This window comes from Bradyrhizobium sp. CIR18 (genome assembly GCF_014198295.1).
Taxonomy (GTDB): Bacteria; Pseudomonadota; Alphaproteobacteria; order Rhizobiales; family Xanthobacteraceae; genus Bradyrhizobium.
This window is the reverse complement of record NZ_JACIHF010000002.1, coordinates 608,586-635,507: the sequence shown is the minus strand read 5'-3', so window position 1 is coordinate 635,507 and position 26,922 is coordinate 608,586. Positions and strand designations below refer to the sequence as shown.

Annotated in this window: 30 protein-coding genes; 13 read left to right on the top strand and 17 right to left on the bottom strand. The window is 63.4% G+C overall.

Translation table 11 applies throughout. The features are described from left to right. Positions 1 to 12: 12 nt before the first annotated feature. The 6 genes from GGD65_RS11530 to rocF form a co-directional block, all read right to left on the bottom strand. A complete protein-coding gene (locus GGD65_RS11530) occupies positions 13 to 525 on the bottom strand; it encodes a PRC-barrel domain-containing protein (protein ID WP_183235338.1) in 513 nt (170 codons plus the stop codon). 114 nt (positions 526 to 639) lie between these two features. After that, on the bottom strand, positions 640 to 831 hold the full coding sequence (locus GGD65_RS11525) for a hypothetical protein (protein WP_183235517.1): 192 nt from the start codon (positions 829 to 831) through the stop codon (positions 640 to 642). Positions 832 to 918: 87 nt separating this feature from the next. Then, positions 919 to 1,341: a hypothetical protein gene (locus GGD65_RS11520; protein ID WP_183235337.1), complete on the bottom strand. Its 423-nt coding sequence runs from the start codon at positions 1,339 to 1,341 to the stop codon at positions 919 to 921. 89 nt (positions 1,342 to 1,430) lie between these two features. Then, complete coding sequence (locus tag GGD65_RS11515) at positions 1,431 to 1,775, bottom strand: DUF1236 domain-containing protein (protein ID WP_018319180.1); 345 nt, start codon at positions 1,773 to 1,775, stop codon at positions 1,431 to 1,433. Between the two features lie 139 nt (positions 1,776 to 1,914). After that, complete coding sequence (locus GGD65_RS11510; RefSeq protein WP_018319179.1) at positions 1,915 to 2,253, bottom strand: hypothetical protein; 339 nt, start codon at positions 2,251 to 2,253, stop codon at positions 1,915 to 1,917. 304 nt (positions 2,254 to 2,557) lie between these two features. After that, positions 2,558 to 3,535 (bottom strand): arginase, encoded by a 978-nt coding sequence (rocF, locus tag GGD65_RS11505; protein WP_179735714.1) that lies wholly within the window; start codon positions 3,533 to 3,535, stop codon positions 2,558 to 2,560. A 261-nt stretch (positions 3,536 to 3,796) separates the two neighbouring features. Here rocF and GGD65_RS11500 point away from each other — a divergent pair, with 261 nt between their 5' ends. Next, positions 3,797 to 4,057, top strand: a complete 261-nt coding sequence (locus tag GGD65_RS11500) for a hypothetical protein (RefSeq protein WP_018319177.1) — start codon at positions 3,797 to 3,799, stop codon at positions 4,055 to 4,057. Between the two features lie 16 nt (positions 4,058 to 4,073). Here the strand turns inward: GGD65_RS11500 and GGD65_RS11495 are convergent, their stop codons facing one another. Next, the gene (locus GGD65_RS11495; RefSeq protein ID WP_183235336.1) at positions 4,074 to 6,815 is read right to left on the bottom strand and encodes an EAL domain-containing protein; all 2,742 of its coding nucleotides are present in this window, start codon (positions 6,813 to 6,815) and stop codon (positions 4,074 to 4,076) included. 58 nt (positions 6,816 to 6,873) lie between these two features. Then, positions 6,874 to 8,079 (bottom strand): FecR domain-containing protein, encoded by a 1,206-nt coding sequence (locus GGD65_RS11490; RefSeq protein ID WP_183235335.1) that lies wholly within the window; start codon positions 8,077 to 8,079, stop codon positions 6,874 to 6,876. A gap of 132 nt (positions 8,080 to 8,211) precedes the next feature. On the opposite strand from GGD65_RS11490, the gene GGD65_RS11485 reads away from it, so the two are divergent. The 3 genes from GGD65_RS11485 (at position 8,212) to GGD65_RS11470 (ending at position 11,616) form a co-directional block, all read left to right on the top strand. Further along, a complete protein-coding gene (locus GGD65_RS11485; RefSeq protein WP_183235334.1) occupies positions 8,212 to 10,008 on the top strand; it encodes a ShlB/FhaC/HecB family hemolysin secretion/activation protein in 1,797 nt (598 codons plus the stop codon). Between the two features lie 154 nt (positions 10,009 to 10,162). After that, positions 10,163 to 10,993, top strand: coding sequence for an alpha/beta hydrolase (locus GGD65_RS11480; protein ID WP_183235333.1), 831 nt, complete (start codon positions 10,163 to 10,165; stop codon positions 10,991 to 10,993). Positions 10,994 to 11,298: 305 nt separating this feature from the next. Then, entirely contained in the window at positions 11,299 to 11,616 is a 318-nt protein-coding gene (locus GGD65_RS11470) for a cytochrome c (RefSeq protein ID WP_183235332.1), read from the top strand. 226 nt (positions 11,617 to 11,842) lie between these two features. Here the strand turns inward: GGD65_RS11470 and GGD65_RS11465 are convergent, their stop codons facing one another. Both GGD65_RS11465 and GGD65_RS11460 read right to left on the bottom strand, forming a co-directional pair. Then, complete coding sequence (locus tag GGD65_RS11465) at positions 11,843 to 12,184, bottom strand: phasin (protein WP_018319170.1); 342 nt, start codon at positions 12,182 to 12,184, stop codon at positions 11,843 to 11,845. A 154-nt stretch (positions 12,185 to 12,338) separates the two neighbouring features. Further along, positions 12,339 to 12,524: a hypothetical protein gene (locus GGD65_RS11460; RefSeq protein ID WP_018319169.1), complete on the bottom strand. Its 186-nt coding sequence runs from the start codon at positions 12,522 to 12,524 to the stop codon at positions 12,339 to 12,341. Positions 12,525 to 13,120: 596 nt separating this feature from the next. Between GGD65_RS11460 and GGD65_RS11455 the strand changes: the two genes are divergently transcribed. After that, positions 13,121 to 13,477, top strand: coding sequence for a hypothetical protein (locus GGD65_RS11455; RefSeq protein ID WP_018319168.1), 357 nt, complete (start codon positions 13,121 to 13,123; stop codon positions 13,475 to 13,477). Positions 13,478 to 13,523: 46 nt separating this feature from the next. Here the strand turns inward: GGD65_RS11455 and GGD65_RS11450 are convergent, their stop codons facing one another. Together GGD65_RS11450 and GGD65_RS11445 are read right to left on the bottom strand one after the other, a co-directional pair. Next, the gene (locus GGD65_RS11450; protein ID WP_183235331.1) at positions 13,524 to 14,099 is read right to left on the bottom strand and encodes a hypothetical protein; all 576 of its coding nucleotides are present in this window, start codon (positions 14,097 to 14,099) and stop codon (positions 13,524 to 13,526) included. Positions 14,100 to 14,141: 42 nt separating this feature from the next. Beyond that, positions 14,142 to 14,672, bottom strand: a complete 531-nt coding sequence (locus GGD65_RS11445) for a GcrA family cell cycle regulator (protein WP_092261776.1) — start codon at positions 14,670 to 14,672, stop codon at positions 14,142 to 14,144. Positions 14,673 to 14,836: 164 nt separating this feature from the next. Here GGD65_RS11445 and GGD65_RS11440 point away from each other — a divergent pair, with 164 nt between their 5' ends. Further along, positions 14,837 to 15,445, top strand: a complete 609-nt coding sequence (locus tag GGD65_RS11440; protein WP_018319165.1) for a S24 family peptidase — start codon at positions 14,837 to 14,839, stop codon at positions 15,443 to 15,445. Positions 15,446 to 15,555: 110 nt separating this feature from the next. Then, positions 15,556 to 15,831 carry a hypothetical protein gene (locus tag GGD65_RS11435; protein WP_018319164.1) on the top strand — a complete coding sequence of 92 codons (276 nt, stop codon included), beginning with the start codon at positions 15,556 to 15,558 and terminating at the stop codon, positions 15,829 to 15,831. 14 nt (positions 15,832 to 15,845) lie between these two features. On the opposite strand, the gene GGD65_RS11430 is transcribed toward GGD65_RS11435, so the two are convergent. Then, complete coding sequence (locus GGD65_RS11430; RefSeq protein ID WP_183235330.1) at positions 15,846 to 16,820, bottom strand: quinone oxidoreductase; 975 nt, start codon at positions 16,818 to 16,820, stop codon at positions 15,846 to 15,848. A gap of 224 nt (positions 16,821 to 17,044) precedes the next feature. Here GGD65_RS11430 and GGD65_RS11425 point away from each other — a divergent pair, with 224 nt between their 5' ends. The 3 genes from GGD65_RS11425 to GGD65_RS11415 all read left to right on the top strand — a co-directional run bounded on the left by GGD65_RS11425 (position 17,045) and on the right by GGD65_RS11415 (position 19,741). Further along, entirely contained in the window at positions 17,045 to 17,245 is a 201-nt protein-coding gene (locus tag GGD65_RS11425; protein WP_018319162.1) for a hypothetical protein, read from the top strand. Between the two features lie 163 nt (positions 17,246 to 17,408). Beyond that, entirely contained in the window at positions 17,409 to 18,356 is a 948-nt protein-coding gene (locus GGD65_RS11420; protein ID WP_026202136.1) for a MoxR family ATPase, read from the top strand. A gap of 5 nt (positions 18,357 to 18,361) precedes the next feature. Then, complete coding sequence (locus GGD65_RS11415) at positions 18,362 to 19,741, top strand: VWA domain-containing protein (RefSeq protein WP_183235329.1); 1,380 nt, start codon at positions 18,362 to 18,364, stop codon at positions 19,739 to 19,741. A gap of 19 nt (positions 19,742 to 19,760) precedes the next feature. Here GGD65_RS11415 and GGD65_RS11410 read toward each other — a convergent pair whose 3' ends face one another. Continuing rightward, complete coding sequence (locus tag GGD65_RS11410; protein ID WP_179735736.1) at positions 19,761 to 19,943, bottom strand: hypothetical protein; 183 nt, start codon at positions 19,941 to 19,943, stop codon at positions 19,761 to 19,763. Between the two features lie 351 nt (positions 19,944 to 20,294). Between GGD65_RS11410 and GGD65_RS11405 the strand changes: the two genes are divergently transcribed. Both GGD65_RS11405 and GGD65_RS11400 read left to right on the top strand, forming a co-directional pair. Beyond that, positions 20,295 to 20,516 (top strand): hypothetical protein, encoded by a 222-nt coding sequence (locus GGD65_RS11405; RefSeq protein ID WP_018319158.1) that lies wholly within the window; start codon positions 20,295 to 20,297, stop codon positions 20,514 to 20,516. A gap of 202 nt (positions 20,517 to 20,718) precedes the next feature. Further along, the gene (locus tag GGD65_RS11400) at positions 20,719 to 22,038 is read left to right on the top strand and encodes a dicarboxylate/amino acid:cation symporter (RefSeq protein WP_018319157.1); all 1,320 of its coding nucleotides are present in this window, start codon (positions 20,719 to 20,721) and stop codon (positions 22,036 to 22,038) included. Between the two features lie 11 nt (positions 22,039 to 22,049). Here GGD65_RS11400 and GGD65_RS11395 read toward each other — a convergent pair whose 3' ends face one another. Next, positions 22,050 to 23,423, bottom strand: coding sequence for a hypothetical protein (locus GGD65_RS11395; RefSeq protein WP_183235328.1), 1,374 nt, complete (start codon positions 23,421 to 23,423; stop codon positions 22,050 to 22,052). A gap of 100 nt (positions 23,424 to 23,523) precedes the next feature. After that, a complete protein-coding gene (locus GGD65_RS11390) occupies positions 23,524 to 24,783 on the bottom strand; it encodes an allantoate amidohydrolase (RefSeq protein WP_183235327.1) in 1,260 nt (419 codons plus the stop codon). A gap of 366 nt (positions 24,784 to 25,149) precedes the next feature. Here GGD65_RS11390 and GGD65_RS11385 point away from each other — a divergent pair, with 366 nt between their 5' ends. Beyond that, the gene (locus GGD65_RS11385; protein WP_179735744.1) at positions 25,150 to 25,635 is read left to right on the top strand and encodes a nucleoside deaminase; all 486 of its coding nucleotides are present in this window, start codon (positions 25,150 to 25,152) and stop codon (positions 25,633 to 25,635) included. 134 nt (positions 25,636 to 25,769) lie between these two features. Here GGD65_RS11385 and GGD65_RS11380 read toward each other — a convergent pair whose 3' ends face one another. After that, a complete protein-coding gene (locus GGD65_RS11380; RefSeq protein WP_183235326.1) occupies positions 25,770 to 26,873 on the bottom strand; it encodes a hypothetical protein in 1,104 nt (367 codons plus the stop codon). Positions 26,874 to 26,922 lie beyond the last annotated feature (49 nt).

The window sequence follows — 26,922 nt, the reverse complement described above, 5'->3', positions numbered from 1 at the left end:
CGTTTTGTCCTGTCAGTTGTAGTCCGAATATTTGAACTGCGGGAGTGCCTTCAGCTGCTCCTTGTTTCCGCTCATGACGGCGTGATCGGGGACCCAATCATTGGTGTTGCGGGTCGTGGCGCTGGTCGAAGCCGCGCCGGTCGTCGTCTCGCGCGGGGTGGTCGAAGTGCTGGTCGAGCTGGTCCGGACCGGCTCTTCCACGAACTTCAGTTTGTCCATCGAAACGGCGATATCGTGCTCGCCCATTCCCAGGAAGCCGCCGATGCCGATCACCACTGCGTTGATCTTGCCGCTCTTGTCGACGAGCAATTCGTTGATGTCGCCGAGCTTCTCGTTGGCTTCGTTATAGACGTTCAGGCCCATGAGCTTCGAGGCGCGCCAATTGTCCTTGAGCATCATCTTATCGGCCGGCTGTGCGGTAGCAGCCGGAGCCGCTCGATCAGCCGGCGGAGTGGATTGCGCGAACGCAGCGCCGCCGATCAGAGCGCTGCTGATCAGAGCTGCGGCGAAAGTAATTTTCATCATCGTCTCCTCCAGTGAGTCAGCATCCAGATGGATGCCTGGCCGCCAACGCCTGGATATTCCACTTGTTCCCGGTTGGGCACTCAGGGAGCGGAGCCGCAAGCCCGGCGATCCGATCTAGCTCCCGAATATGATGCGCAAGGCGATCACGATGACTGCCGAGACGAGAAAGGAAATCGCCAGCAGCGTCCAACTCGGCCTTGTGCTTCCGCGGGCCACGCGGGCAACGAGCATCTTCATGTCCGTCAACATTCGTTCCTTGGGAAGCCGGTGCAGGTAGGCTATCCCGAAGCTGGAGTTCTTCGGCATCGCTTTCGCGCTCGTCCATCTGCAAAAAAAGACCGCGCTCCGAACGAGCGCGGCCTTTTCCTTTATAACACTTGCGATCTTTTCCGCTCACCACCATTCGCCGGAAAACGGGTCGTGCCGCTCGAAGGCAAGCCGTCGCTCGGGTGCCCTTTTCGATGATTTGGCCGAGCGCTTCGGATGCGTACGGGCCTCTGCGGAGACGCGGAGGGCCGGTTCTTTCTTGATCTGGCCGGACGGTGCTGCAGGCATGGCGGCCATGGCTTCACGCACGTGCTGCCGCGGTTCTTCAGGAATCGGATCGGCCTGCGCGATCTCAGGCACATCGGCGCGCAGACGCGTATCGAATACGATCTTCTCCGGTAGTCTTCTTGCCGACGTGATTCGGATAATGGTTCTGTCAGGATCTGCCGTCGCTGCAGGCTCGCCGGGAGCCGGCAAATACCGGTCGGCAGCGAACAGCAAGGTCACCAGGAGCCCGCCGACGAAGACGAAGTATCGAATGATCGGCATGACGGCCGCTCGCAAACAAGGGTGAGGTATTCGGGGGGGCCGGACAGGAAGGGGGCGGGCCGCCGGCTCAGCGACCCGCCACCCGGGACTTAGTCGATCTCTTGGACGACCGTGCGCGTCGACGGATCGACCAGCATCACGCGTTCGCCCGAGTAGACGTAACGGTACCTGGTGAGCGAGGGCCCCCAATCGGCGGGCACGGCCTCGAGCTCGACCTCGCGCGGCACCGGCTGGCCGACCACGATTTTCTCTCGGGTCTGCACCGGACGTACCTTGTGTTCGGTGACATAGGTACGGATCTTCGTCCGGTATTCCGGCTCGATCTGCACAGCGGCCGCATGGCCGGTGCCGGTGGTGGTGACGACCGTCGACTGCGCCAGCGCGCCGGTCGAGATCAGCGCAGCAGCCGCGCACGTCAACATCAGCTTCTTCATGGGTATCTCCTCACCGCAGGATGCGGCGCTGCGAAAACCCGCGAATTGGTGACAAGGTTCCAAGATTTTGCCACTTTTTCCCGATGCGACCTCGCAGGACCGAATTTGGCCGAACGCAATCGGGCTCGCGCCGCGTTCGCTAAGGTCGCACCGCCGGCGGCGGCGGCGCAGCGGGTTGCTGCGAAGGTGCGGCGGGCGGCTTGGGCTGCTCCGCCGGCGCAACAGAATCTCCTCCGCCGTGTGGCACACAGGTGCCTACGTTGCTCAGCAGTCTTTTCGCCTCAAGATCGCGGGCTTTCCTGTAGTCGCTACGCCGGTCGATTCTTGCTGCGGCCACACGGTCCCAGGCATCGAACGCATCGGCGTAGTGCTGTCGCATTTGCGCCTCGGCGGACAGGCAGTCACTGAACTTGTCGAATACGAGATCGGTATTGACGGGGGCGACGCCACCCACGAGGACCACAAGCATCCATTTCATGGTGTCCGCCTACGTTCGCGCCCGCGCATCGGGAACGGTGTTATGTCGGCAAAGTTCCGGCCGGGTCACCAGCCGATCTCTCTGACAAAACATACCGATGCGCCCCGAAGGAGAGAGAACTGCGTGCACCATCGATATCCAATCTGCCGGAGCAGAAAAAGGCCTCAGCTCGCGGGGATATCGGGGGCGTTCGAGCTGAGGCCATACGGGGTCGCCCTTGGGGAAGGGCACCGGGAAAACTTGGCAATCGAGGGAATGTTCCGGCCCAATTTTGAAGGCGCGAGGTCCGCGGCAAGAAGCTCGATCACTCGCCTGGAGCGATCGCGTTGCTCGGCGTCGGCCGGTCGGTGATCTGCTGGCCGAACAGGCTGCCGATCAGCTCGACGGCCGTGCGCGCCGTCCGGCCACGTTCATCCAGGAACGGATTGAGCTCGACGATGTCGGCCGATCCGACCACGCCGGAATCGTGCAACAGCTCCATGATCAGGTGTGCCTCGCGATAGGTCGCTCCACCCGGCACAGTGGTGCCGACGCCCGGCGCCACGCACGGATCGAGGAAATCGACATCGAAGCTGACATGCAGCACGCCGTTGTTCGCCTTGACCCGCTCGATGACGCGCCGGATCAAGACGGCGACGCCGAACTCGTCGATCTGACGCATGTCGACGACCCTGATCCGGCGCGCGCGCATCAATTCGTTCTCGAGCTTGTCGATCGAGCGCGCACCGAACAAATCGAGCCTGTCGGGGGTAATCGAAGCGCGCGGATCGTCGCCGAGCAGGCCGTCAAGGCCGGGCTCACCACACAGGAACGCGGCCGACATGCCGTGCATGTTCGCAGTGATCGTCGTCTGCGGCGTGTTGTAGTCGGCATGGGCATCGAGCCAGAGCACGAACAGCTCGCGTCCCCGCTCCTGCCAATGACGCGCCATGGCATTGACCGATCCCATGGACAGCGTGTGATCGCCGCCGAGAAAGATCGGCAGCGCGCCGGTCTTCGCAATCTCATAGCCTTTGCGGCTCAGAACGCGCGTCCAGCGCTGGATCTCGCGGTAGTGATTGGCGCTTTCCGGCGGCCTGTCGGTGAGATCCCCGACTTCGGCCACGGAAAGATCTCCGTAGTCGACGACCTCGAAATCCAGGCTTTCGAGCACTGTCGCAAGGCCTGCGGTGCGCAGCGCCGCGGGGCCCATCAAGGTGCCGCGCTGCGAAGCCCCCATGTCGATGGGAGCGCCGAGCAAGGCGATGTGCCGGCCTCGATCCGTCATGGTCCGATCGGTCACGGCTGTCTCCTGACATCAGCAAGCCACCGCCAGCCTAACAGAGATTCGCACCCGTCGTTTCCCGGGGAAGATCCGCCGTGGTCGTCCTATCGTCCGGAACAAAATCCCGCGCGCTGAATTGCCCATCCAAGGCCGGCACCCGCCGTAAACCACGGCGCCTGTCGCGGATAGCCAAAGGTCATCAAGACCCGCTGTTCAGAACGAGCGCTCGCGCGGATAGCCAAAGGTGCCGGCCCATCGTCAGGTCTGGAGGTCGCGCACTTGAGCACGGAGATACCGCAATCCACCTCGCAACCCGGCATGGCCGAACGTGCCATCGATACCGCGGCGGACGTATCCCGCACGGTGGGTGAAGTCGCCGGAGGCCTGCACGCAGCGGTCGATCGTCTCACCTCTGCAATCGAGCAAGCACGAAAGCCCGGCGGGGCGCTCGCGACGGTCGCAGCGATCACGCGCGAGGCGCCGCTTGCGAGCCTGTTCGTCGCTTTCCTCTTCGGGGTCGCGGTCGCGCGGCGGCGATAGAACGAAGCCGCCCTGCTCAGGCAGCGCTGACCGCGTCGAGCTCGGCCGCCAGGAATTGCTTTTCAAACGCCTCGGCCGGCATCGGGCGGCCGAAGAAATAGCCCTGCCCTTCCGCGCATCCCATGCTGACCAGGAAGTCGGCCGTCGCGCGGTTCTCGATGCCTTCAGCCACGACCGTGAGGCCGAGCTGTTTGCTTAGGCCGATGGTCGAGCCGACGATCGCGGCATCGTCGGAATCGGCGAGCAGATCGAGCACGAACGACCGGTCGATCTTGAGTCCGTCGAGCGGAAACTTCTTCAGATAGCTGAGGCTCGCATAACCGGTGCCGAAATCGTCGAACAGGACGCGCACCCCGAGCTCCTGAATTCGCTTGAACATGTCGAGCACGCGGCGTTCGTCATGGATCAGGATGTCTTCGGTCACCTCGATTTCGAGCAGTGACGGGGTAAGCCCCGTCACTTCGAGCAACGCCGCGACCGAATGCGCGAGATCGCCGGAGTGAAGCTGCGAGGGCGACAGGTTGATGGCGACGCGCACGCCGTTGCCGGACAGCTCCCAGGCGCGCGCCTGACGGCAGGCGGTCTCCATCACCCAGTTCGCGATCCGCTCTGACAGTGCGGAAGTGTTGACCACCGGCATGAACTCTCCGGGCGAGACGTAGCCGCGCACGGGATGCCGCCAACGGATAAGCGCTTCGGCCCCGACAAGGCTGCCGTCGATCAGACGGACCTGGGGCTGGTAGAACAGCTCGAACTCGCCGCGATCCGCCGCAAGCGCCAACGCGCTCTCCAGCGTCAGCCGGTTCTCCAGCTCCTGCCTGATCGCAGCCTCAAAGATCACATGGCTGCCGCGCCGCGTCATCTTTGCCTTGCTCAACGCCAGATGAGCATTGCTGAGAAGTTCGTCGGCACCCTGTCCGCCTTCGCCATAGACGGCGACGCCGATGCTGATCCTGACACGATGCTGGCGCGTACCCGTCGCGAGCGGCGTTTCGAATGCACGCGCGATCCGCTCGGCGAACTTCGCGACCGGCTCACCGCCATCCGCGGCTTCGCGCGCAATGGCGAATTCATCTCCGCCGAGCCGGGCGACGATCGCCCCATCTCCGGCCCGGCCCTCCAGACGAATGGCGACCGCCTGCAGCACCAGATCTCCCGCCGAATGCCCCAGCGTGTCGTTGATGCCCTGGAAGCCGTCGAGCCCGATGACGAGCAACGCGACTTCGCGAGGCCGTCGCTCCGCATCCGCTACCATGCCGGCCAGGCCGGCATGCAGCGTGTTGCGATTGGCAAGGCCGGTCAGTGCATCATGTTCGGCGAGATATTTGACGCGTTCGGCTTCGCGCTTGCGGACCGAGATGTCGCGCAGGATCGCGCCGTACTGAAAACCCTCCGTTCCCTGCCAGCCCGAGAAGCTCGCCTCGACAGCGAAGGTTTCACCATTCTTGCGCCGGCCCTCGAACTCGACGACGACCGCCCCGCCCGGAACCAGCAGCGCCTGGCGCGCAGCGTCGTGCATGGACGGCCTCGCGTGACCGTCCGCCGGCACGGCGCACAGCGTTTCGAACGGACGGCCGATCATCTCCGCCGGCGCGTAGCCGAAGATCGCGCTGGCGCCGGGATTCCAGACGGTGATCCGGTGATCCTCGTCGGTGCAGACGAGACCGTCACCGAGCGACATCGCGATGCGGTGAAAGCGGCTCTCGGCGATGCGCCCCAAGAGACTACGGAAATCGATTTCGTCCAACGCAATCGCAGCCAGATAGGCGACGATCGCGATGTGAAATAGCGATGTGTCGATGACGAAGGGCCATCTTGCCTGCACGAGGGCCGCGACCAGCTCGATAGCAGCCCCGGAGGCGATCAGGACTGCGACGCGAATTCCTGGTGAGAAGCGGCGCCACGAATACATCATCAGCAGGCAGATCAGACCCAGGCCCAGGATCATGCCGATATCGGATGTCCAGTGCAGCATCCGGCTCTGGAGGATCGATTCTGCCGCAAGCGCCTGCAGGACCGGCCCCGAGACGAGCTTGCCGTTGGGAACGCTGAACCGGTCGCCGAGCTCGAGCGCGGTGGCGCCGACGATGATCTTCTTGCCTCTCACCTTGTCGAGAGCCGCAGTATCGCCGCGCAGCACGTCGGCATAGGAGATGCTCGGAATCGAGGCCGCACGAATGCTGAAGTCGATCAGGAAGGGCGGCCGCCGGTTGGCGTCCTGCCCGGCCAGCACCACGGCCATCGACGGCATCAAGGCATCGCCGAGCTTCTCGCCGAACGGATAGCGGCGAACGAGTCCGTCGGATTCGACAGCGACGTTGACGACGGCCGGCCACGACTGGTTGCTGAACGGCTTCAGGGGACGATTGACGTGGGCCGCGCCACCATTCGGCGTCGGCTGCTTGAAGGATGGCAGGATCGTCGAGCCGCCGGCCTCGCGAAGGGCGTGGACGAAGGCCTCGTCGGAAGCCGGATCCGAGGGTGCGCTGAAATCGACGTCGAACGCGATGTCCCCCGCGCCCGCCGCCTCGAGCCTGCGCAACAGCTCGGCGTGGAGCCGGCGCGGCCAGGGCCACACCCCGATCTGATCGATGGACGGCGCGTCGATGGCCACCACGACGACATTGCCGCTGGCCGCACGCGATTGCCAGCTGAACCGCAGATCGGTGAGCGCGTTGCGAAGCGCACCATACCATCCCGTGGACAGCACGATCGCAAGCGCGATCACGACGAGAATATGCGGCCGATAGCGTTTCACTCCACCCTCCCGCGCACCCGCTTCTGCAGGTACGCCCCTCATCCCCTAGGAAATCGCTTTAATGTCTGTTGTGGCCACGGCCATTGCTGCCGTTGAAGCCGCCATTCCCATTGCCGTTACCGTTGTTGCCCCAGCCATTGCCGGTGGCGCCGCTGTTGCCGTTGCCGGCGCCATTGCCGTTGTTGCCATTGCCGGAATTGCCGTTGCTGTCGGCGTTTCCGTTGTTGGCGGCAGCTGCCGCTATCGCGGCGCCTGGGTTCGACGAGCTGCTGCCAGCCGTTGCGGCACCGCTTGTCGTCGCCGCAGTCTGGACGGCGCTGTTGGACGCTGCCGTGCTGGTCTTGCTGTCGCTCCAGACCGTCTCGGCACCCGTGCTGGCGTTGGCGTTGCGCACCTGTCCGGGTGCCATTGCGCCGTGGGCGAGCCCATTCGTGACCTTGTGGACATTGAGCTTGACCTCGCCGAGCGAGCTCGAGATGCGCACGACACCGGCCTTGGAGACATGACCTCCAGCCGCCTGATGCGATGCCTTTGGCGCGCCAGCCGCCTTGGTCCCCTTGTCGATCGGACCGAGCGCATGGATCGCATGGCCGCTCGCGGCATTGCGCGGCGCCGACAGGCCCGATTTCGGGACGGGGACACGCTCGATCGTCGAGGCGCGCGGCTTGCCATGCTCGATAGGATTGAACGTCCCCGCGCCGCTCAAGCTGAGACCGGGCTTGCCGTGCTCAAACACGGTGGCCGCTTGTCCCGGCATGACCTGGGCAATCTGTCCCGTCTTGAAGTCGGAGACTTCGACCTGGCCGCGAAGCACGCCGACCTTGGTGCTATCAGCTCCCACGGTGACGCTGAACTGCGTTCCCTTGACCACGGCGGCGAGATAGGGCGTCTCGACCTCGAAATGCTTGACGTTGCGCTTCTCGACCTCGAGCAGGATCGATCCCGCCCGCTGGATGATGGTGGTCGTGAGCCCTTCCTTCTTCTCCGACGGCAAGCCGACCACGGAGTTGGGAGAGATCAGAATGGTTTCCTCGCCGCGGACGAGCAGCACCCGGCCGTTGCGTCCGGTGCGGATGGTATTGCCAGGCTTGAGCGTCTCTTCCCGGTTCAGCGACACCGGTTGCGCGCCCTCGGTCGCGATCCACACCTCACCGGTGGCCTTGCTGACCGACCAGACGCCATCCTCCGCGGCGAACGCACCGGAAGCCGTTCCAAGGGTCAGCGCCGCCACGAAGGCACACCGCATTCCAATTCTGCCAAGCATGACGATCCTCAGTCCGCATTACGCGCGGGCCCTGAGGGGTAATCCGAAATCACTCAAGAGAGGCTTAGCGGGAAGCGGCCAGTGCAGTGGCAGCATTAACCAATCATTGACCATAAAAAACTATGAAAAATCATGCGGATAACGAACCCTTACCGCCCCATCGCAAAGTCTCCGTCAAACTACGGAGGCAGATTCGCGACGTGCGTCGAGCTGCGGCATCTCATTACCGCATTGGCAGTGCTGGTACCGATCTTTGCGGGAATTTCCCAGGGGTTCGCACAACAGGCGAACCAGCCCGGCTTCGATCCGCGCCAGCCCGAGAAATATTTCGATAACCAAAGCGAGCGGGAATCGCTGAGCCGGCCTCCGGTCCAGCTTCCGACCGTCGGACAGCCGAACACCGGCGGGGATACGAAGCCGCAATTCATGCTGCGCGGCGTCAATGTCAGCGGCGCCCAGGCCGTCTCCCAAGATCGCATCGCCGCGGTCTATCAGCCTTATCTCGGCAAGCAGGTTTCGCAGGCGGATCTCGCCGCGATCGCCGGCGCGATCAGCGATCTCTACCGCGCCGACGGCTTCCATCTGAGCCGGGCCATCGTCCCGCCGCAGGACATTGCCGGCGGCCGCGTCCGGATCCAGGTGATCGAAGGCGCCATCGTGCAGGCGGAGCTGAAAGGCGACGGCGCCGAGCAATTCGGCGTAAGGCCGATGCTCGGACCGGTTCTGGCCGAGCGGCCGTCGCGCCTTGCAACGCTCGAACGCCAGCTCTTCCTGATCAACGGCAGGCCGGGCGTCCGGATCACCGATACTGCGCTGGAGGAGATCGGTGGCGCGACCGGCCACTTCCGTCTCACAGTCTATTTGAAGACCTGGCACGTCTTCTCCTCGTTCGGCCTGGACAATCTCGGATCATCCTCGGTCGGCCCGTGGCAGACCTACGCGACCGGCGCGTTCAACTCCTACCTCACGCCCGGCGACACGCTGGCGGTCAACCTGTCGACCATTGCCAACGACCCACGCCAGCTCGGCTTTGCGCGGCTGTCCTATGACGCGCCCGTCGGCGTCGACGGCGTGCGCCTCGGCGCTTCCGTCCTGTACAGCGCGGTTCGGCCGGGCGATGCCCGCCGCCTCGACAGCGACATCACCACGACCGAGGCGTTCGAGGTGCGGGCCAGCATCGTCCCGCTCCAGTCGCAATCCTCCACGCTCACGCTGACCGCGGCGACGACGTTCAGCAACGTGTCCGAGCACGACCTCTACGGCCCCTGGTACAATGACCATATCAGGACCGCGAGCCTGACCGCCGACTACCGGCTGCAGGATCGCTTCGGCGGCACCAATCTTGCGACGCTGACCTACCGCCAGGGCCTCGACATCTTCGGCGCCTCGCATTTCGACGACGACCTGTTGTCGCGCGACGGCGCATCCTCGAACTTTTCGGTGCTGAACCTCTGGTTCACGCGCTACCAGACGCTCAATGATGCCTGGTCGCTCAAGCTCTCGGCAGCGAGCCAGACGGCATCGCGGCCGCTGTTCACCTCGCAGCAATTCTATCTCGGCGGCGCGGCCTTCGGCCGGGGCTATGGCGCAGCCGAGATCAGCGGCGACAACGGCCTTGCCGGCTCACTCGAACTGCGCTTCGACCAGAAGCTCAACTTCCGCTACTGGACCGGCTATCAGCTCTATGCCTTTGGCGACGCTGGCGCAGTCTGGAACGACGGTTACCGCCTGAGCGACGGCCTGTCGCTCACCTCGGCCGGCGCCGGTGTGCGCTTCTTCCTGCCGGATGATCTGCAAGCCGATCTCGGCGTGGCCGTGCCCCTGAGCTACCGGGCGCCGGACAACGAGCGCCGCAGCCCGCGCTTCCTGTTGACCCTATCGAGCGCGTTCCGGCTCTGCCCCGAACGCGGCAAGTCCGGCTGTCTCTAGCCGCCCGGTCGTTCGCGCGGTAAGCCGGCGTGCAGCCCTTTTTGCGGCCTTGTTCACAGACTTGCCTAAATTTAATCCCGTAACCTGCTCACGGTCGCTCGATCCGGGAGTTCCCAATGACCATGTTCAGCCAAACGTGATTTGAGACGAGACCATGACGAGGGTGTTTGCAATCCTGGCGTTTCTCTGTGTCCTCGGCGTCGGGGAATATTTTGTCGTCAGCCGGTTCGCGATCCGCCATGAGACTTTGACCCTGTACGACGCCCCGCGGCAGCGGCCGATCTCGGTCGAGTTGGCGGTGCGGCGCGATTACGAGACCAAGGCCAATCTCGGCCTCTGGAAACTCCCGCCCGCCATCATCAGCAACGGCAACACCGTCAAGGCCACCGAATCTTCCTTCCTCGCCAACGTGCTCGCCGCGCGCGGCTATCTGGTTGCCAGCATCCAGCAGGATCTGCCGAGCGATCCGCCGTTGATGACCCATGTCGGTGAGCAATATGTCGGCCGGCGCGAGGTCTATATCCGCTGCGAAGCCAACATTCTTTTCGTGCTGGACAAGCTGAAAAAGCAGCAGGAGAACGTCGATTACGACCACGTCACCCTCGTCGGCCATTCCAACGGCGGCGATGTCTCCATGTATGTGGCCCATCAGCATCCGGAGCTGGTGTCGAAGGTGATCACGCTCGACAATCTGCGGGTGCCTTTCGTGCTCAGCGACGGCATGAAGATCCTGTCGTTCCGGTCGAAGGACCCGCATTTCGTGACCGATCCAGGCGTGCTGCCGACGCCGGAAGAAGCCAAGGCGCGCGGTATCGACATCGTTCACACCGGCGCGCAGCACACGGAAATGAGCGATCGCGGTCCCAACGCGGTCAAGGAGAAGATCCAGGAAACGCTCGACCGCTTCCTGCGTGACAGCGCCAGCAGCGCGCTCGCGCCGGCTGATACGAAAACCCCGATGATCATGAACCCGGGCGACTATTAGCCGGGAACGCTTTGCGACAGATCAAGGCGGCTCCGAGGCGCCGGGATAAAAGGGCGATATGGCCTCGGAGAGACACGTGTCGCACTATATCGAAAGTCTTGATACGAAAGGTCTCGATACGAGAAGTCTCGTTACGAAAGATCTTGGCCTGCCCGCGGCGAGGGTGCCGGCTTTCGTACGGCATTTCTATCGTTCGGTCCGCAAGCTGCTGCGGTCGATCATCGCCCGCATTGATCTCTCGCAATTTCCGGGATCGTGCTGCGGATAAGCATGGTGGCCGCTAATCAATGTATGAAGGTTGCCCTATGCACCAGCATTTAAGACGAATTTGCCTGCTGCTTGCCGTGACCTCGAGCTTCAGCGCGTCGTCCGCTTTCGCGGCCGACGCCGGTCATGGTGCCGACCTCGCCAATCGCTGGTGCGCAAGCTGCCATGTCGTCGCGAACGGCCAGACCCAGGCGAGCGCCGACGTCCCCTCCTTTATCTCCGTCGCGCGCAGGCCGGACTTCAGTCCGGAGAGGCTCGCCTTCTTCCTGCTTGATCCGCACCCGAAGATGCCGAATTTTCCCCTGAGCCGGACCGAAGCCGGCGACATCGCGGCCTACATCGCATCGCTGCGCTAAAGCGTCATCCGGAAAAGTGCGCAGCGGTTTTCCGAAAAGATCATGCTTGAACAGCGCGATGGCGATACATGCTGATCGCATCGCGCTTTGGTCGCGCGCCGGGCACGACGCTGCCGCAAATGCAAATCCCTGCCGGAGGACCGGCAGGGATCAGCAGAAGGGATGACGGACGACGAATGTGGTCGTTCGGTGGCCTGTCATCGACCTATGGTGCGCACTCAGAGAATCAGGACTTCCCCTTGCCCGATTGCATGAGACTGCCGGTCATCTGGCGCATGTGATCTCCGGCGCTGGTGAACTGGCTGCGCAGGAAATCGGACTGGATTCGCATCGCTTCCTGAAGGTCGGTGGCATGAACCAGCTTGCGCGCATGCTCGAAGGCCGACTTCATGTTCTGCTCAGTGAAAACCAGCGCCTGCTTCGACACCTCCGTCCCCGGTCCTGGAACGGACGACATCGATTTGGTGGCGGCGTCGAAAAACATGCCGAATGCTTTCTCCGCCTGATCAATTGTCTTCTCGGCCAGGTCGCGCAGTTCGGCCGGAACTTCGAGCTTCGGTTCGATCATGGTCGCACTCCTCCCGTTTTCCCAATTGAATACCACACTTGCCGGATCGCCTTCCAGCGGCCAGCCGCGTGGAAACGTCGCCGGCAGTCCGGCTCCGGCGGGAAAACGAACGGGAAAATGAAAGAGACGGCGTAAAGCCGGCGCGCGGCCGGGCTCAGGACAAGGGGTGCTCGGGCAGAACCTCTTCGGTGGCGAGGTCTTCGACCAGCTTGATGACCTCGAAACGCTGTCGTGGCGCGAGCTTCAGGAACGCGCGGAGCAGGCGCAGGCTTTCGACCGTACCGCTCGCGGGCGCGCCGAGCTTGAGGTGCAGTTCAGCCGCGAAATTGAAGTTTTTCATCTCGCACCTATGACAAGCATCGGCTTCGTGACCCGCTCAAGAACCGAACGCCATAACAAGACGCCATAACAGGACCTATGGCGACGAACTCTCGGCCGGGTGGCCCCGGCAGGTTGGCACGCCGAACGACATGTCCAAACGACCAGCTCAACCGTTTGGTTGCAATTATGTCAAGGAACAACCCATCCGGCAAGCCCAACAGTAGCTATAGCGATGCTTCGTCTGCATCGCACCACGGCAATTCGGGATAACAGGTATATCGACCGCAGTCACCCACCTGCGTCAAGAAGCGTCATTAATCACACACACAGCCTTGATCGCCATCAATCGGCACAACGTTTCCGCTTGTTTCCGACATGACCGACATTCGGCTGCGAATGAGCTTCTCAGCGCCTACACACGTAATTGTTGAGTGCGGCCTCGGCGGTTGCATTAACGGCGAAATAACGATCGATCTCGCAAGCCGGATATGTCTCCGCGTGAACCGTTGTCCATGAACGAACGACCAAGCCGTTGCGACACGGCCACGCAGACAACGGGCGCCATGGCTGAAAACTCTTCGATTCGGGCGCGCCTCAGCACCAAAGGACGACGGCATGCTTTCTCGCTGCGATCTCATCAAGGGCGCCGCGGTCGCGCTTTTCACCCTCTCGATACAAGGCGCATGGGCGCAGGAGACCAAGATGAACCTGTTCAAGATCGTCACCGTCAAGGACGAAATCGTGGTCGGGTTGTCGGCGGAGGAGCTTCAGGCGCTCGGCGGCAATGATGCGAGCGCGGTTGCGCACGCGCTGGCGCAGAAGGGCGATCTCACGGTCTGGCAATATAACGTGCATCGCGGCCCGAACGGCGAATTGCAGCAGGCACCGACCGCCAGGATCGGGCTTTTGGCCAACGCCTCGCTCCGCGTCGAGCCCTATACGACGCCCTACCAGATCGTACCGCATCCGTGAGCGGCAGACCGGCACGCCCGCGGCCCAAACCGCGGGCGTACCGTGGTTATCTGCGCCGCCCTGCCTGCCGTGTCCCCGTTTCCGTCGCAAAGCCGTAAATCAGTGCCAGCCGGTCCAGGCACTCGCGAAAGCGTCGCGCGAAATAGTCGTTCCAGCGCTGCGTACGGACGGCGCGACGCTGCCCGATCTGGTCCATGGTCAGGCCCAGCACCAGCACGTCGTGCACCAGCGCAGCGCCGTCGGTCCCGAGTTCGCGCTCGACCTGGTTCAGCCGCAGCACCGCCTGGCGCTGGCTCTCGGTCACCGGCTCGCGCGTGCGCGCGCCATCGACATATTCGCGGGTCGGGTCCATCGCCTGAGGGCCCCGCTCCGCTTTCTCCCAATCGTTCTGGAAGGCGCGCCCGCCGAGATATTGCGCCTCGTCGATCTGGTGGTGTGCGTGCAGCCGTCCCAGCGGATCGCCGCGGATCGACCGGATCGCCACGATCTTCTCACCGGCATCGAGCGCCAGCGGATTGTCGACCTCGACCTCCGCCACTTCGGCATTGAACGGCACGTCGCGGGACCGCCGGTCGTAGATCTGCGCCAATTTGTAGGACTTGTTGCGTCGTGCACGAGCCACTTGGATACTCCTTGCGAAATTGACGATGGAACGGGTGAGAGTTCAGGCCGCGAAGACCAGCTTCAGCACGACGGGACCGGGGACACGGGCGGACGCCGCCCTGGAGCGACGCGTCAGGCCCGCATGCGGCGCGCAATAGCTGGAGCCCGGCTGGCGCGGATGGCCGCAGAAGCCGATCTCCTCCCCGTCCTTGTCGCCGCCATAGGGATAGCGGCAGTCGGCCGGATCGAGGTCCACCAGTTGGATCAGGCGCGGCTGAACGCCGACGCAGCGCAGCTTCACCTGCACCGCAGGCTTCACTGCGGACTTCGGCGGCACGCTCAGATTCGGTAGCACCGCGCGGCGCGGCGAAACCGGAGCTTCACCGGGCAAATATGGCGCGACCGATGGGCTCACGATCCATTCCGGTATGACGAGCCCGAGCCGCTTGGCGCGGCCGATCACCGCATTGCGCGTGTAAGCCGTTCCAAACCTTGCGTTAATCTGTCTTCCGATCTCCGCATAAGACATGCCTTTGAGAAAATAGTCGCGAAGCGCGTCGGAGTGCTCCGACGGCCAATGGCCCGGTTCCATGCTGCTATCCTGTGATGCGCCTCCTCCGATCGCACGACCGGGGGCGAAACGGACATTCCGGTATTCCGAAGCCAAAGTCAAGCGATAATTCTGATATTCATAATTGCAATAATTCCGAATTTCGGATTACAAGAGCGAGACGATGGGTAATCGAGGGAATCACCATGTTGGACGTTGCAATGATCGAGCGGGGCCTGGAGAAGACGGGCAAGAGCAAGGGCGGCCTCGCGGCGGCCATGGGCGTGCGACCCGGCGCGGTCTCGGAGATCCTCGGCGGCGAACGCCTGGTGAAGGCCTCGGAGATCATTCCGATCATGGAATATCTCGAGCTCAATCTCGCGCCGATCATGGGCCGCGTCGGTGCCGGCGCCGTGATCGAGCCGGATTACGAGCAGGTCCCCCCGGAGGGTCTCGGCGACATCGCGCTGCCCTTCCCGATCATGGAAGAGACTGTCGCCTTCGAGATCGTGGGTGATTCGATGCTGCCCAAATACGAGAGCGGCGACGTGATCGTGGTCTACAAGGACCAGCGGCATCCGCTGTCGAGCTTCTACGGCGAAGAGGCCGTCGTCCGGCTCAAGACCGGCGAACGCTATCTGAAAACGATCGAGCGGGGGAAAAGCCCGTCCCTCGTCAATCTCACCAGCTTCAACGCCAAGCCGATCGTCGGCGTGAAGCTCGATTGGGTGGGTGAGATCTGCCTTTCCATGCCCAAGGGCCAGCTCGAGCGGCTGCGCGCCAAGTCGGCGCGCCCCCGCAAGAAGGGCAAGTAAGGCCTGCACGGCCGACGATTTCGCTTTTTCGAAATCGCCCTTGACTTGATTCTGTTTTTCGGAAATAATCTGCCGCGCGCCCGCAATGGGGCGCGGCAGAGTCGTATTTGATGCAATATTTCGTCGTGATGATCGACTACGGACGGCGGGGCCGCGAGGCGGTCGTCGACCCCGAAATCACAAGGCGCGAGGTCATCTCCCGCATCGCCTCGGGCGAATACCGGAATGTCTCGTTCATCCACGAGATCGCCGGGAGTTCGGTCGAAGACGTCACCGAGGCGATCCTGACCGAGGCCACCCTGCCCCGGATCCCGCCCGAAGACGTCGACCTCCAGGCAATTCGCCTCGATCACGCCCACGATCTGCGCAAGCATGAACGGACGTGACGCGGGCCCGGACCTTACACCAGAAGAACGGTCGATCCCGTGGTCTTGCGTGCGGCGAGATCGGCATGCGCCTTGGCGGCGTCCTTCAACGGATAGGTCTGGTGCACCTCGATCTTGACCGCACCGGACTTGACGACGTCGAACAACTCGCCGGCCATCGCCACGAGGTTCTCGCGCTTGGCGGCGTAGGTGAACAGAGTCGGCCGGGTGACGTAGAGCGAGCCTTTCTGGGCCAGGAGGCCGAGATTGAGCGGCTCGACCGCACCGGAGGATTGGCCGAACAGCGCGGCGACGCCAAGCGGGGCGAGGCAATCCAGCGATTTCAGGAACGTGTCCTTGCCGACGGAGTCATAAACCACGGGGACCTTCTTGCCGCCCGTGATCTCGTCCAAGCGCTTCACGAAATCCTCGCGGGTGTAGATGATGACGTGGTCGCAACCATGCGCCTTGGCAAGCTTGGCCTTCTCGTCGTTGCTGACGGTGCCGATCACGGTCGCGCCGAGGTGCTTGGCCCACTGGCCCAGGATCAGACCGACGCCGCCGGCCGCGGCATGCAGCAGGATGGTATCGCCGGCCTTCACCCGATAGGTCTGCCGGATCAGATATTGCGTGGTGAGGCCCTTCAGCATCATCGCCGCCGCGGTCTTGTCGTCGACCCCGTCGGGCAGCTTCAGCAAGCGGTCCGCGGGGATCAGCCGCGCCTCGGAATAGGCGCCGAGCGGCGAGGCGCCATAAGCGACACGATCGCCCGGCTTCAGATCGGTGACACCGGGCCCGACCTCCTCGACGATTCCGGCCGCCTCGCTGCCAAGCCCGCTCGGCAGTTGCGCCGGATACAAGCCGGAGCGGTTGTAGATGTCGACGAAATTGAGGCCGACGGCGGTGTGGCGGATGCGCGCTTCCCCCGGCCCGGGCTTTCCGACGCTGACCTCCTCCCAGACCAGGACTTCCGGACCGCCGGTCTTGTGAAAACGAATGGCATGCGTCATGGGCGTTGCTCCCTTATCGTTGGTTGAGGGCCGAAAAAACCGGATTGGCCGCAGAAATAGGCATTCGGTCCGCCCGTTACAGTACAGACACGTAACAAGAATGTCACAGCGCGCGAGAAACGTCCGCCGTTCCATCTCCGTTCGAAAGAGTTGATGATGCGCCTGGAGCGGCCGGCAGTAGCTTCTGCGCGGGGTTTGGTTGTCGCCTGCGAAGGAGAGCCGAGATGCCAGCTTATGTACAGCATCATCAGGACATCGAGATCGCGCCTGTGAATTGCCCGACGTGCATGGGGTTCCTGCCGATGTATGTGCGCGAGGTCGAACCGCATTGGAGCCTTGCCAAGATCGACTTTGTCTATGAATGCGCCGATTGCGGCGCCGAGGTCAGACAAACGATCCGCAAGCCGGAGCTGCTGCGGCACTGATCGCGCGAACGGCGAGCCGCGCAAATATCCGCGCCGACACGTATTTGCGTCGAGCGGAAAAAGCGCCGTCCGTGCGGGTCTGATGCCTCCCAAACGAGACTTGTTCTTTGCCGGGAACGCAGGCAGAACAAGCCTCAAGCAAGACCTTTGGGAGCGCCCTTTCGTGGCTGATCAGAAGGCCTCGACCTCGATCGAGGCAGTGGAGAGCGGCCTCGCCGCGCAGGGCTACATCGCGAGCCGGCAGATCGCGACCGCCGTCTATTTGTCGCAGCAGATCGAGAAGCCGATCCTGGTCGAGGGCCCTGCGGGCGTCGGCAAGACCGAGCTTGCCAAGGCGATCGCCGCCTGGCGCGGCATGAAGATGATCCGCCTGCAATGCTACGAGGGTCTCGACGAGGCCAAGGCGCTCTACGAGTGGAAATACGCCAAACAGCTTCTCTACACGCAGATCCTCAAGGACAAGCTCGGCGAAGTCCTCGGCGGCGCCCAGACGCTGCATGCCGCGCTCGACCAGCTGCACGATTTCGGCGACGTGTTCTTCTCCAAGGAATTCGTCGAGCCGCGCCCCCTGCTGCAGGCGCTGGAGCAGCCGGGCGGCTGCGTGCTCCTGATCGACGAGATCGACAAGTCGGACGCGGAATTCGAATCGCTGCTGCTGGAGATCCTCTCCGATTTCCAGGTCACGATCCCCGAGCTCGGCACCGTCTCGGCGATCACACCGCCGACGGTGATCCTCACCTCCAACAGCGAGCGTGACCTCGGCGATGCCCTCAAGCGGCGCTGCCTGCATCTGCATATCGGCTTCCCCGAGCAGCGGCTCGAGGAGCGTATCGTCGAAAGCCGGGTGCCCGGCATCGCGCAGGCGCTGCGCCGGCAAATGGTCGGCTTTATCCACGAAATCCGCTCGCTCGATCTGAAGAAGCTGCCCTCGGTCAGCGAGACCATCGACTGGGCGCGCGTGCTGGTGCTGCTCCAGGCCACGGAACTCGACACCGAGATCGTCAAGGACACGCTCAACGTGCTCCTGAAATACGAAGCCGACATCGAGGCCGCATCGCCGCAGGTGACGACCTTCATTGCCAAGGCGGCCCGGTCCAACGTCTTCGGTTGACGCCGATGCGCGAGAACCTCCATCGTTTCTTTCGGGCAGCACGCGGCGTCGGCGTTCACGTCTCGCCTGCCGAAAGCATCGATGCGATGCGCGCGGTCGCACAGGTCGGCATCTCCGACCGCGCCGTCCTGCGCGATGCGCTGCTGCTGACGCTCGCCAAGTCGCAGGAAGAGAAGCTCGCGCTCGGCGACTGCTTTGATCTGTTCTTCAGCCAGCCGGAGCCGCGACAGGATCAGACCGAAGCCAACAGCGAGGAGAGCGCCTCGCAGGACGTAGATCAGTCGCCCTCCTCCAGCTCGGCCAGCGAGGCGGGTGAAGGTCAGCCTCCTGAGAGTCTGGGTCCGCTGGCGCAAATGCTGCTGTCGCAGGACCGCAATGCGATCGCAGCCGCCATCGCCAGCGCGTCCGGCGCCGCCTCCCTGTCGGACATCCGCTATTCCACCCAGCGCGGGATCTTTTCCAGCCGCATCCTCGACGCCATGGGCCTCCAGCGCCTGCGCGATGATCTCGACGCGCTGACTGCGAGCAACCCGGCACTGGCCGAACGTCTGCGCGCCGCGCTCGACGCCTTGCGCGAAGCCGTGCGCGACACCGTCTCGCAGGGACTTGCGCTCTATGCCCGCGAGGAGGCCGAGAATCTCCGCAACGAGATCCTGCGCAACGCGCCGCTCGCCCGCATCGAGCGGCGCCAGATCGCGGAGATGCGCGCCCTCATCCGCCAGATCGCGCGCCGCCTGCGCGAGCGCTATTCGAAACCGCGCAAGCGCCAGCGCCGCGGTCATCTCGACGTCCGCCGCACACTGCGCCGCAATGCGGCATGGGGCGGCGTGCCGTTCCTCACCGCATGGAAGCGCAAGCATCGCGACCGGCCGAAGATCGTGGCACTATGCGACGTCTCCGGCTCGGTCGCGCAAGTCTCCGATTTCTTCCTGCTGCTGATCCACTCGCTGCACGAGGTAGTCGACGACGTCCGCTCCTTCGCCTTCTCCTCGCACATGATCGAGGTCAGCGAGATCCTGGAAAAGAAATCGCCGGAAGAGGCGATGGCCGAGATCATGTCCAAGGTCGGCTTCGGCTCGTCCGATTACGGCTCTTCGCTGGTCGATTTCGAAAAGGACTTCATGAGCACGCTGACGCCGCAGACCACGGTGATCGTGCTCGGCGATGCCCGCAGCAATAATCTCGATCCGCGTGCCGACATCCTGCGCCGCATCTCCGAACGCTCGAAGCGGCTGGTCTGGCTCAATCCCGAAGGGCGGCTCGCCTGGGGCTTTGGTGATTCCGAGATGCCGCGCTACGCGACCTTCTGTACGGTCGTGCGCCAATGCGCCACCGCGCAGCAGCTCGAGCGCGCGGTGTCAGATATCGTGGCCACTTATCAGTAGGTTTTGCCCGCGGCCAACGTCAGCTCCGCGCAAGCTCCACTTGGCCGACGTTACACTCCCGGAAGTGATAGGCAATTTCGTCGAGCGCGCGCTGCTCCCATTCCTCGGCTTGCGCGAGCCAAAAAACCCGGCGATTGAAATCGAGCGCGGCACGCTCCCGGCACAGGGATTCCTGACTGCGAATTTCGACAAGCCTGTTCATGCACTCCACTCCTGCAGCGTGAAGTCATTCCCCGGGAATCACCGTAACAGAGTCCTCAACCTTTCGTCTCACGATTTCTGTGCATATTGCGACGCAGAATGGGACAGCAGCGTTTCCCGTGCATCGCGGCAACTTGCAGTGCAACATCAAACCGAAATCATCAATATGTGATCGAAGCTCGGGACGATATTCGCGGTCGAACGATCTTTACTCTTGTGGTGCAATGAAGTGCGGCAATTCGTGAAGAGAGGTTCTAAACAGCGCACCGAATTCCCGACTCATTGTCGTCGCATGGTCTTCATGCAGCGCCGCTAACAGAGGCGCGCGAATGGTACTATCGCTTGAGGCAACATGAGCAACGACGTCGACTTCGATCTTTCGCCGGACCAGTGGGAAGCTCTGCGCACACTTCGCAACCCCGTGTCGGGCGGTCGCCTCTCCAAGGCCTATCTTATCGAAAGTCTGGTCAAGTTCGGCCTCGTTGTCGTCAATGACGGCGTACCCGTGATGACGCCCACCGGACGCAAGGCGCTCGTGCGCGGATCATGCCGGCTGCTGGATCTTGCGGCATGACGATGCCTTTCGTTTCGGCGAAGGCATAGCGACTGACCGCGGGTCCCGCGCTCCCGACGCAGCAGACGACGCAAGAAGCGTTGCGTCGCTCCCGCAATATCAGAGCGATGTCCAGCGTCGCTTTCCGGATCCCCCGCGACAATCTGGCACGGTTGTTGCTCCTGTTTGACGTCCACGTCGCGTCAAACCGGGGGAATCCACCATGTCGACCATCACCGCGGCACCCGCCGCCGAGCCGAAGCCGCTCTACACCTCGCTGTTCGTTCAGGTCCTGGCCGCGCTGGTGCTTGGCGTCATCCTGGGCATGGCCGTCCCGGATTTCGCGATCGGGCTCAAGATCCTCAGCGACGCCTTCCTGAAGCTGATCTCGATGATCGTGGCGCCGATCGTGTTCTGCGTCGTCGTGCACGGCATTGCCGGCGCCGGCGACCTCAAGAAGGTCGGCCGGGTCGGCGTCAAGGCACTGGTCTATTTCGAGATCATGACGACCGTCGCGCTCGTCGTCGGCCTGTTGCTCGCCTACCTCTTCGGCCCCGGCCACGGCATGAACATCGATCCCTCGACGCTGGATGCCAAAGCGCTCAACACCTACGCCGACAACGCCCACAAGCTTTCCGGCGGCGGTATCGGCGCCTTCCTGATGAACGTGATCCCGACCACCTCCTTCGATGCCCTATCGCGCAACGACGTGCTCCAGGTGCTGTTCTTCGCGGTGCTGTTCGGCGTCGGCCTCGCGCTCGTCGGCGGCGAGAAGGGTAAGCTCGTCACCAGCATGATCGATGCGGCTTCCACCGTGCTGTTCCGCGTCATGGGGCTGATCGTCCGCGTTGCCCCGCTCGGCGTGCTCGGCGCTGTCGCCTACACCGTCGGCAAATACGGCGTCGGCTCGCTGAAGCAGCTCGTGTCGCTGGTGATGCTGTTCTACGTCTCGGTCGGCATCTTCGTGCTGGGCGTGCTCGGCGGCGTGATGGCCCTCGCCGGACTCAACATCCTCAAATTCCTCGCCTACCTGCGCGAAGAGCTGACCATCGTGCTCGCGACCGCCTCCTCCGATGCCGTGCTGCCGCAGATCATGAAGAAGCTGGAGCGGATGGGCGTGAAGGATTCCGTGGTCGGTCTCGTGATCCCGACCGGTTATTCCTTCAACCTCGACGCCTTCTCGATCTATCTGACGCTGGCCGTCGTCTTCATCGCGCAGGCGACCAACACGCCGCTGTCCTTCGGCGATCTCCTGCTGGTTCTCGGCGTCTCCCTGATCACCTCGAAGGGCGCGCATGGCGTGCCGGGTTCGGCCATCGTGATCCTGGCCGCGACGCTCAATGCGGTGCCGAGCATTCCTGCAATCGGCCTCGTGCTGGTGTTGTCGGTCGACTGGTTCATCGGCATGGCCCGCGCACTCGGCAACCTCGTCGGCAATTGCGTCGCGACCGTCGTGGTCGCGGCCTGGGAAGGCGATCTCGATCGCACCAAGGCGGCCAAGGTGCTGGAGGGCGGCGAGCTGGTGGACGTGACGGCGGGATAGCGTCCCCGCGGTCAGTTATTCCATTGGAGGAGCGGCGTTCCATACGCCCTCCTCCAGACCGACAGGAAGCGCGGAAACCAGGAATGGGCCACGGCGCCCTTGTAGGCCCAGGTGCGATACTTCAGCCCCTGTTCCGAGATCAGCTCCTGATATCCGCCGTGCACTTCGGTCGCGGTGCGAATGTCCTTCAATATGCCTTGCGCGCAGGCCCGGTAGCGATCACCGCCGGAGACCCCGTCGTAGTCGAGCATTCGGTCCGCGAATTCGACGTTGAACGTCGGCCAGGATGAGCGCCCCTGATAGGCGGGCGCCGCAATCTTGTGGATCATCTTGTTCCGCGGATTATCCGCGGACACCAGGAAGTGGAACGTCGAGGGTATGCGGAAGCGCGGCTCTGCAATGATCAGATCCGCCGTGGCCGCGAACAGCGCACGCTCGCCGGCATCGGTCATGTCCCAAAAGCCGCGATGCACGCCGACGAAATCCAGCGCGACCGAGGAGACCGGCGATCCCATCGGGCCATCCAGGGAATGCCTGATGTAGCCGTCTTTGCCGAACAGACGGAGCAGGTCCTTCTTGTACTGCGCGAGGCCGCGTCCGAGCAGCCGCTTCAGCTCGCTCTCGTCGACGATGCCGAGCTGCACGCTCCACACGAAGGTCGTGTAGACGCAGGCATTGGTGACAAAGCGCCTGCGTTCCGCACGGGTATCCGTTGCAGCGGAGCGAGGGCCACGGGCATCACACAGCAAATACCTGGTGCCGTCATCGTCGAACGGCTTGAGCTCGCTTGCGAGCCGGAGGATCGCACGCTTCAGGTCGCCGCCATATTCTGCCAGCAGCAGCCGGCCGGCATGCGCGCATTGCGACATCGCCAGATAGGACGACGCCCTCTGGTCGGCCGAGATCATCTGCTGCAGGCCGGCCAGAATGCCGAGCAGCGTATCCGAGGGCTGCGAGAAATAGTTTACGCCGAGGTACCGGCCGCGCCCCGCCGGGACGATGGTCGTCGTGACGACGTCGGCGCGAACCGCCTCCAGCAACAGACGGATGCTCTTGTCGAGCAGCCGGGCCCGCCGCACTGCGTCCTGCGCATCCATGATGGTCTCGGGGTCGAGAACATCAGGATAGAACCAGGCGAAGTCACGGGGATAATAGGCGGATGCGTGCGGCGCGCCGGTGACGAGGAAGGCCTCGGTGACCGAAAACGCGCTGTCCATCGAGTGCCGGTAAAGGTCCTCGATGGCCGACAACGAATGGTGTGACTTCCTCAGGAATCGATCACCGAGAAAATTGACCGCCTGGAGGGCGTTGGCGAAAAAGCTCGCGGCCACGCCTTGGTAAAATCGGTTTCCGCGATCTGAGGGCAACGAGATATCACTATTCATATGTGGCGAGGTCACTCCGATGGTGCGGCCACCACCCAAAGCATGGCTGATTCGTATTTCCTCCAGATGACGTGTCGGCTTCCGGCGGGGCTTCTTCAGCCTAGCCTTCCCGCGGCCTGAAATTCTCGATCACCCGCAGCAGCACCCGCGCACCGGCGTCGGCGTCGGCGAGTTCCACATGCTCGTCCGGGTGGTGGCTGATGCCGCCGCGGCAGCGGACGAAGATCATGCCGACATCGGCGATGTCGATCATGGCCATGCCGTCATGCCCCGCTCCGCTCGGCAGCTCGAGCACGGAGAACCCCTCCGCTCCGATCGCCTGCGCGATCTGCTCCTTGAGCCACGGCGCGCAAGGCGCGGTGCGGTTCTCGTGGGTGACGTCGAGCTGGAGGGCCAGGTGCCGGCGCTTGGCGATCGCCTCGATCTGGCGGACGATATCGGCGACCGCGCGCTTGCGGTGCATATCGGTCGGCGCGCGCATGTCGATGGTGAACGACACCTCGCCCGGAATGACATTGGTGGCGCCGGGCCTCGCCTGGATGTAGCCGACGGTGCCGACAAGGCCGCTTTCGTCGGTGCGGCAAAACTGCTCGATCGCGCCGATGCATTCGGCCGCGCCCGTGAGCGCATCACGCCGAAGCACCATCGGCACGGTACCGGCGTGCCCCGCCATGCCGGTCAGCCGCGCGGCAAGCCGCGTCGCACCGGCAATCGCGGTGACGACACCGACAGGCAGATCCTGCGCTTCCAGCACCGGCCCCTGCTCGATGTGCAATTCGAGATAGGCAAGCAGCTCGCGCCGTGTCCGCGCGGCTGCTCCGATATGATCGGGATCGAGGCCGAACTGTACGAGTGCATCGCGCATCGACACACCGTCGCGGTCGCGCACATTCAACACACTCTCGTCGAAGGTGCCGGCCACCGCACGGCTGCCGAGCAAGGTCGAAGCGAAGCGCACGCCCTCCTCATCCGCAAAGCCGACGATCTCGATCGCGAACGGCAGGCGCTTGCCACGGCGATTGAGATCGGCAACGCAGGCGATGGCCGTGATCACCCCCAACGGCCCGTCCCATTTGCCGGCATCGCGTACGGTGTCGTAGTGCGACCCGAGCATCAGGCAGGGCGCGCCGGGCCGCTCGCCTTCGTAGCGGCCGCAGACATTGCCGATCGCGTCAAGGCGCGCGCTCATACCGGCCTCGCGCATCCAGCTCAGCAGGAGGTCCGCTGCCTTGCGCAACTCCTTGGTGAGATAGATGCGGGTGAGGTTGTCGCCGCCTTCCGAGATCGCAGCCAGATCGTTAATCCGACGCACGATCTCTTCGCCGAGCGATGCATTTTGAACGGCGTTGGCGGCACCCATCTCGACGAGCTTTCTCTTCTCTGGACCGCGGCGGCAGCGGCTGTCCTGGCGACAATCGGTACACGGTCGGCGGCAAATCACGCACCGGCCCGTCCCAACCGCCGCGTGGTTAGCATGAATGCGCGTGCGCGGCAGGCTGCGTCGCGCCGGTCATGCACAGGCGCGGCAACCGTTCACCCAATATCAGGCCCCGAACCGCCCGCATAATCAATATTTTCAATCGCTTATCCGGAATATACCGTCAATAAGCCGGGGGCGGCTGGTGGAGAATGTTCCACGGCGAATTCGTGTATGAAGGACGAACCGGCGAAGCCGGTCTCGCCGCGATCGGTCGGCGCATGGCGGGGCACTGACCGCGGAGGATTGATGGCCGGCACATCGAAGCGTGACGAGCAGTTGCTGCGTTTGTCCTTCGCGGTCGCCCGCCGCTCCCTCACCCATGGCAACCATCCGTTCGGCTGCATCGTCGTCGATGCGGACGGCAGGGTGCTGATCGAGACCGAGAACGGCTACATGCCGGATCATGACGGCACCGCGCATGCCGAACGTCTCGCGGCCACCCAGGCCTGCCGCACACTCAGCCGCGAGGTGCTGGCGACAGCGACGCTCTATTCCTCGGCAGAGCCCTGCGCGATGTGCGCCGGCGCGATCTACTGGGCTGGCATCGGCCGCGTCGTCTATGGGCTCAGCGAGCATCGCCTGCGCGGCGTCACCGGCAACCATCCTGACAACCCGACCCTCGACCTGCCGTGCCGCGAGGTCTTTGCCAGCGGCCAGCGGCCGACCGAGGTCGTTGGTCCGCTGCTCGAGGACGAAGCCGCAGCGCTGCACGACGGCGTGTGGACGAAGTAGGCGTTACCACAAGTTCGGATCTGTAGGGTGGGCAAAGGCGCCCTTGCGCCGTGCCCACCATCGGATTGCTACGGCAGCAGAAGTCGTGGGCACGCTTCGCTTTGCCCACCCTACGGCTGCCACGTGTCAATCAGTCAGAACTTCACGGTGATACCGGAGTAGAGCGAGGATTCGGTGCACGACCCCGTGCTCACCGTCCGGCCACCGACCGCCGTGGTACATCCGACGGCAAGGTTGTGATCGAGACCGAACTTGTTCTGCCAATAGCGGTAAGCCACCCAGACGTCCACGAAGTGCGAATATTTGTCACCCCAGGCGGCCTTCGAGGCATCGAAGGTCAGCCGGATCGGCTCCGAATTCAACTCGACCGCCGTGTTGTAAACGCCGTTCGCGGGGCTGTAGGGAAGCGGTTCGGTGTCGGTGCCCTTTTTGCCGTACCAGCCGGCGCGGCCGCTGATCGAGAAATATTGCATGTTCGGCGGGAGGAAGCCGAGATCCATGTAGTAATTGATCTCGACCGCCCAGGTTGGCTTGAACGAGGTGTTGCCGTCTGCAAGACAGGTCACACCGGGAACGCCTGCACCGAACAGTCCGCATTGACTGAATGAGTTGTGATTGGCGAACTCCCAGTACACCAGCGGCGCGACGTTGATGTAACCCTTGTAGGGCAGATCGAACGCAAACTGCAGACCGCCGACGACGTCGCGCTTGGCCGCGCCGAAATACCGGTTTTCCGTGTTGGCATCCATGCCAACCTCGAACGAGATGTTGTGAAGCGGCCCCGCGGTGAAGGCCTTGGTGTCGAAGAGCTCATTCCAGCCGAACGTCGAGCGGAACAGTCCGTAGATCTCCGTTGCACCGGCGCACGTTGCCGGCGCGCCGAAGATCGTGCCCGCGTTGGTGCAGGGCGCAGACGGGTCATTGTGGTCGGACTTGAACATCGAGATGGTGAAGAAGTTCGTGCCGTATGCCCAGAGATCGAAATGCGTGAACGAGTAAACCTGCTTGGTGGTCTTGCTGTCGATCGATCCATCCGGCCGGAACGACCATGCACCGGGCTGCGAGGCGTTGAAGATGTAGGAGAAGGTGACGCGGTTATCGATCACCAGGAAGAACGGGAGATCCGCCGCCTTCTTGGCAGCCTTGACCGGCAGATCCGCCGCGAAAGCCCGGCCACCGGTGGCCAGCGTGGCAAGTGACAGCGCCGTTGCTGCAATTGCCCTGAAACGAAACGACATCCTGAATACCCCCAAGTTTGGACACGTCAATGAACGCCCTTGGGTGCGA

Excerpts from the sequence above, each read along its gene's own strand:
- GGD65_RS11530 (WP_183235338.1), bottom strand. The coding sequence starts at position 525 with ATGATGAAAATTACTTTCGCCGCAGCTCTGATCAGCAGCGCTCTGATC.
- GGD65_RS11525 (WP_183235517.1), bottom strand. The coding sequence starts at position 831 with ATGCCGAAGAACTCCAGCTTCGGGATAGCCTACCTGCACCGGCTTCCC.
- GGD65_RS11520 (WP_183235337.1), bottom strand. The coding sequence starts at position 1,341 with ATGCCGATCATTCGATACTTCGTCTTCGTCGGCGGGCTCCTGGTGACC.
- GGD65_RS11515 (WP_018319180.1), bottom strand. The coding sequence starts at position 1,775 with ATGAAGAAGCTGATGTTGACGTGCGCGGCTGCTGCGCTGATCTCGACC.
- GGD65_RS11510 (WP_018319179.1), bottom strand. The coding sequence starts at position 2,253 with ATGAAATGGATGCTTGTGGTCCTCGTGGGTGGCGTCGCCCCCGTCAAT.
- GGD65_RS11490 (WP_183235335.1), bottom strand. The coding sequence starts at position 8,079 with ATGCTTGGCAGAATTGGAATGCGGTGTGCCTTCGTGGCGGCGCTGACC.
- GGD65_RS11485 (WP_183235334.1), top strand. The coding sequence starts at position 8,212 with ATGCGGATAACGAACCCTTACCGCCCCATCGCAAAGTCTCCGTCAAAC.
- GGD65_RS11480 (WP_183235333.1), top strand. The coding sequence starts at position 10,163 with ATGACGAGGGTGTTTGCAATCCTGGCGTTTCTCTGTGTCCTCGGCGTC.
- GGD65_RS11470 (WP_183235332.1), top strand. The coding sequence starts at position 11,299 with ATGCACCAGCATTTAAGACGAATTTGCCTGCTGCTTGCCGTGACCTCG.
- GGD65_RS11465 (WP_018319170.1), bottom strand. The coding sequence starts at position 12,184 with ATGATCGAACCGAAGCTCGAAGTTCCGGCCGAACTGCGCGACCTGGCC.
- GGD65_RS11460 (WP_018319169.1), bottom strand. The coding sequence starts at position 12,524 with ATGAAAAACTTCAATTTCGCGGCTGAACTGCACCTCAAGCTCGGCGCG.
- GGD65_RS11455 (WP_018319168.1), top strand. The coding sequence starts at position 13,121 with ATGCTTTCTCGCTGCGATCTCATCAAGGGCGCCGCGGTCGCGCTTTTC.
- GGD65_RS11445 (WP_092261776.1), bottom strand. The coding sequence starts at position 14,672 with ATGGAACCGGGCCATTGGCCGTCGGAGCACTCCGACGCGCTTCGCGAC.
- GGD65_RS11440 (WP_018319165.1), top strand. The coding sequence starts at position 14,837 with ATGTTGGACGTTGCAATGATCGAGCGGGGCCTGGAGAAGACGGGCAAG.
- GGD65_RS11435 (WP_018319164.1), top strand. The coding sequence starts at position 15,556 with ATGCAATATTTCGTCGTGATGATCGACTACGGACGGCGGGGCCGCGAG.
- GGD65_RS11430 (WP_183235330.1), bottom strand. The coding sequence starts at position 16,820 with ATGACGCATGCCATTCGTTTTCACAAGACCGGCGGTCCGGAAGTCCTG.
- GGD65_RS11425 (WP_018319162.1), top strand. The coding sequence starts at position 17,045 with ATGCCAGCTTATGTACAGCATCATCAGGACATCGAGATCGCGCCTGTG.
- GGD65_RS11415 (WP_183235329.1), top strand. The coding sequence starts at position 18,362 with ATGCGCGAGAACCTCCATCGTTTCTTTCGGGCAGCACGCGGCGTCGGC.
- GGD65_RS11410 (WP_179735736.1), bottom strand. The coding sequence starts at position 19,943 with ATGAACAGGCTTGTCGAAATTCGCAGTCAGGAATCCCTGTGCCGGGAG.
- GGD65_RS11405 (WP_018319158.1), top strand. The coding sequence starts at position 20,295 with ATGAGCAACGACGTCGACTTCGATCTTTCGCCGGACCAGTGGGAAGCT.
- GGD65_RS11400 (WP_018319157.1), top strand. The coding sequence starts at position 20,719 with ATGTCGACCATCACCGCGGCACCCGCCGCCGAGCCGAAGCCGCTCTAC.
- GGD65_RS11395 (WP_183235328.1), bottom strand. The coding sequence starts at position 23,423 with ATGAATAGTGATATCTCGTTGCCCTCAGATCGCGGAAACCGATTTTAC.
- GGD65_RS11390 (WP_183235327.1), bottom strand. The coding sequence starts at position 24,783 with ATGGGTGCCGCCAACGCCGTTCAAAATGCATCGCTCGGCGAAGAGATC.
- GGD65_RS11385 (WP_179735744.1), top strand. The coding sequence starts at position 25,150 with ATGGCCGGCACATCGAAGCGTGACGAGCAGTTGCTGCGTTTGTCCTTC.
- GGD65_RS11380 (WP_183235326.1), bottom strand. The coding sequence starts at position 26,873 with ATGTCGTTTCGTTTCAGGGCAATTGCAGCAACGGCGCTGTCACTTGCC.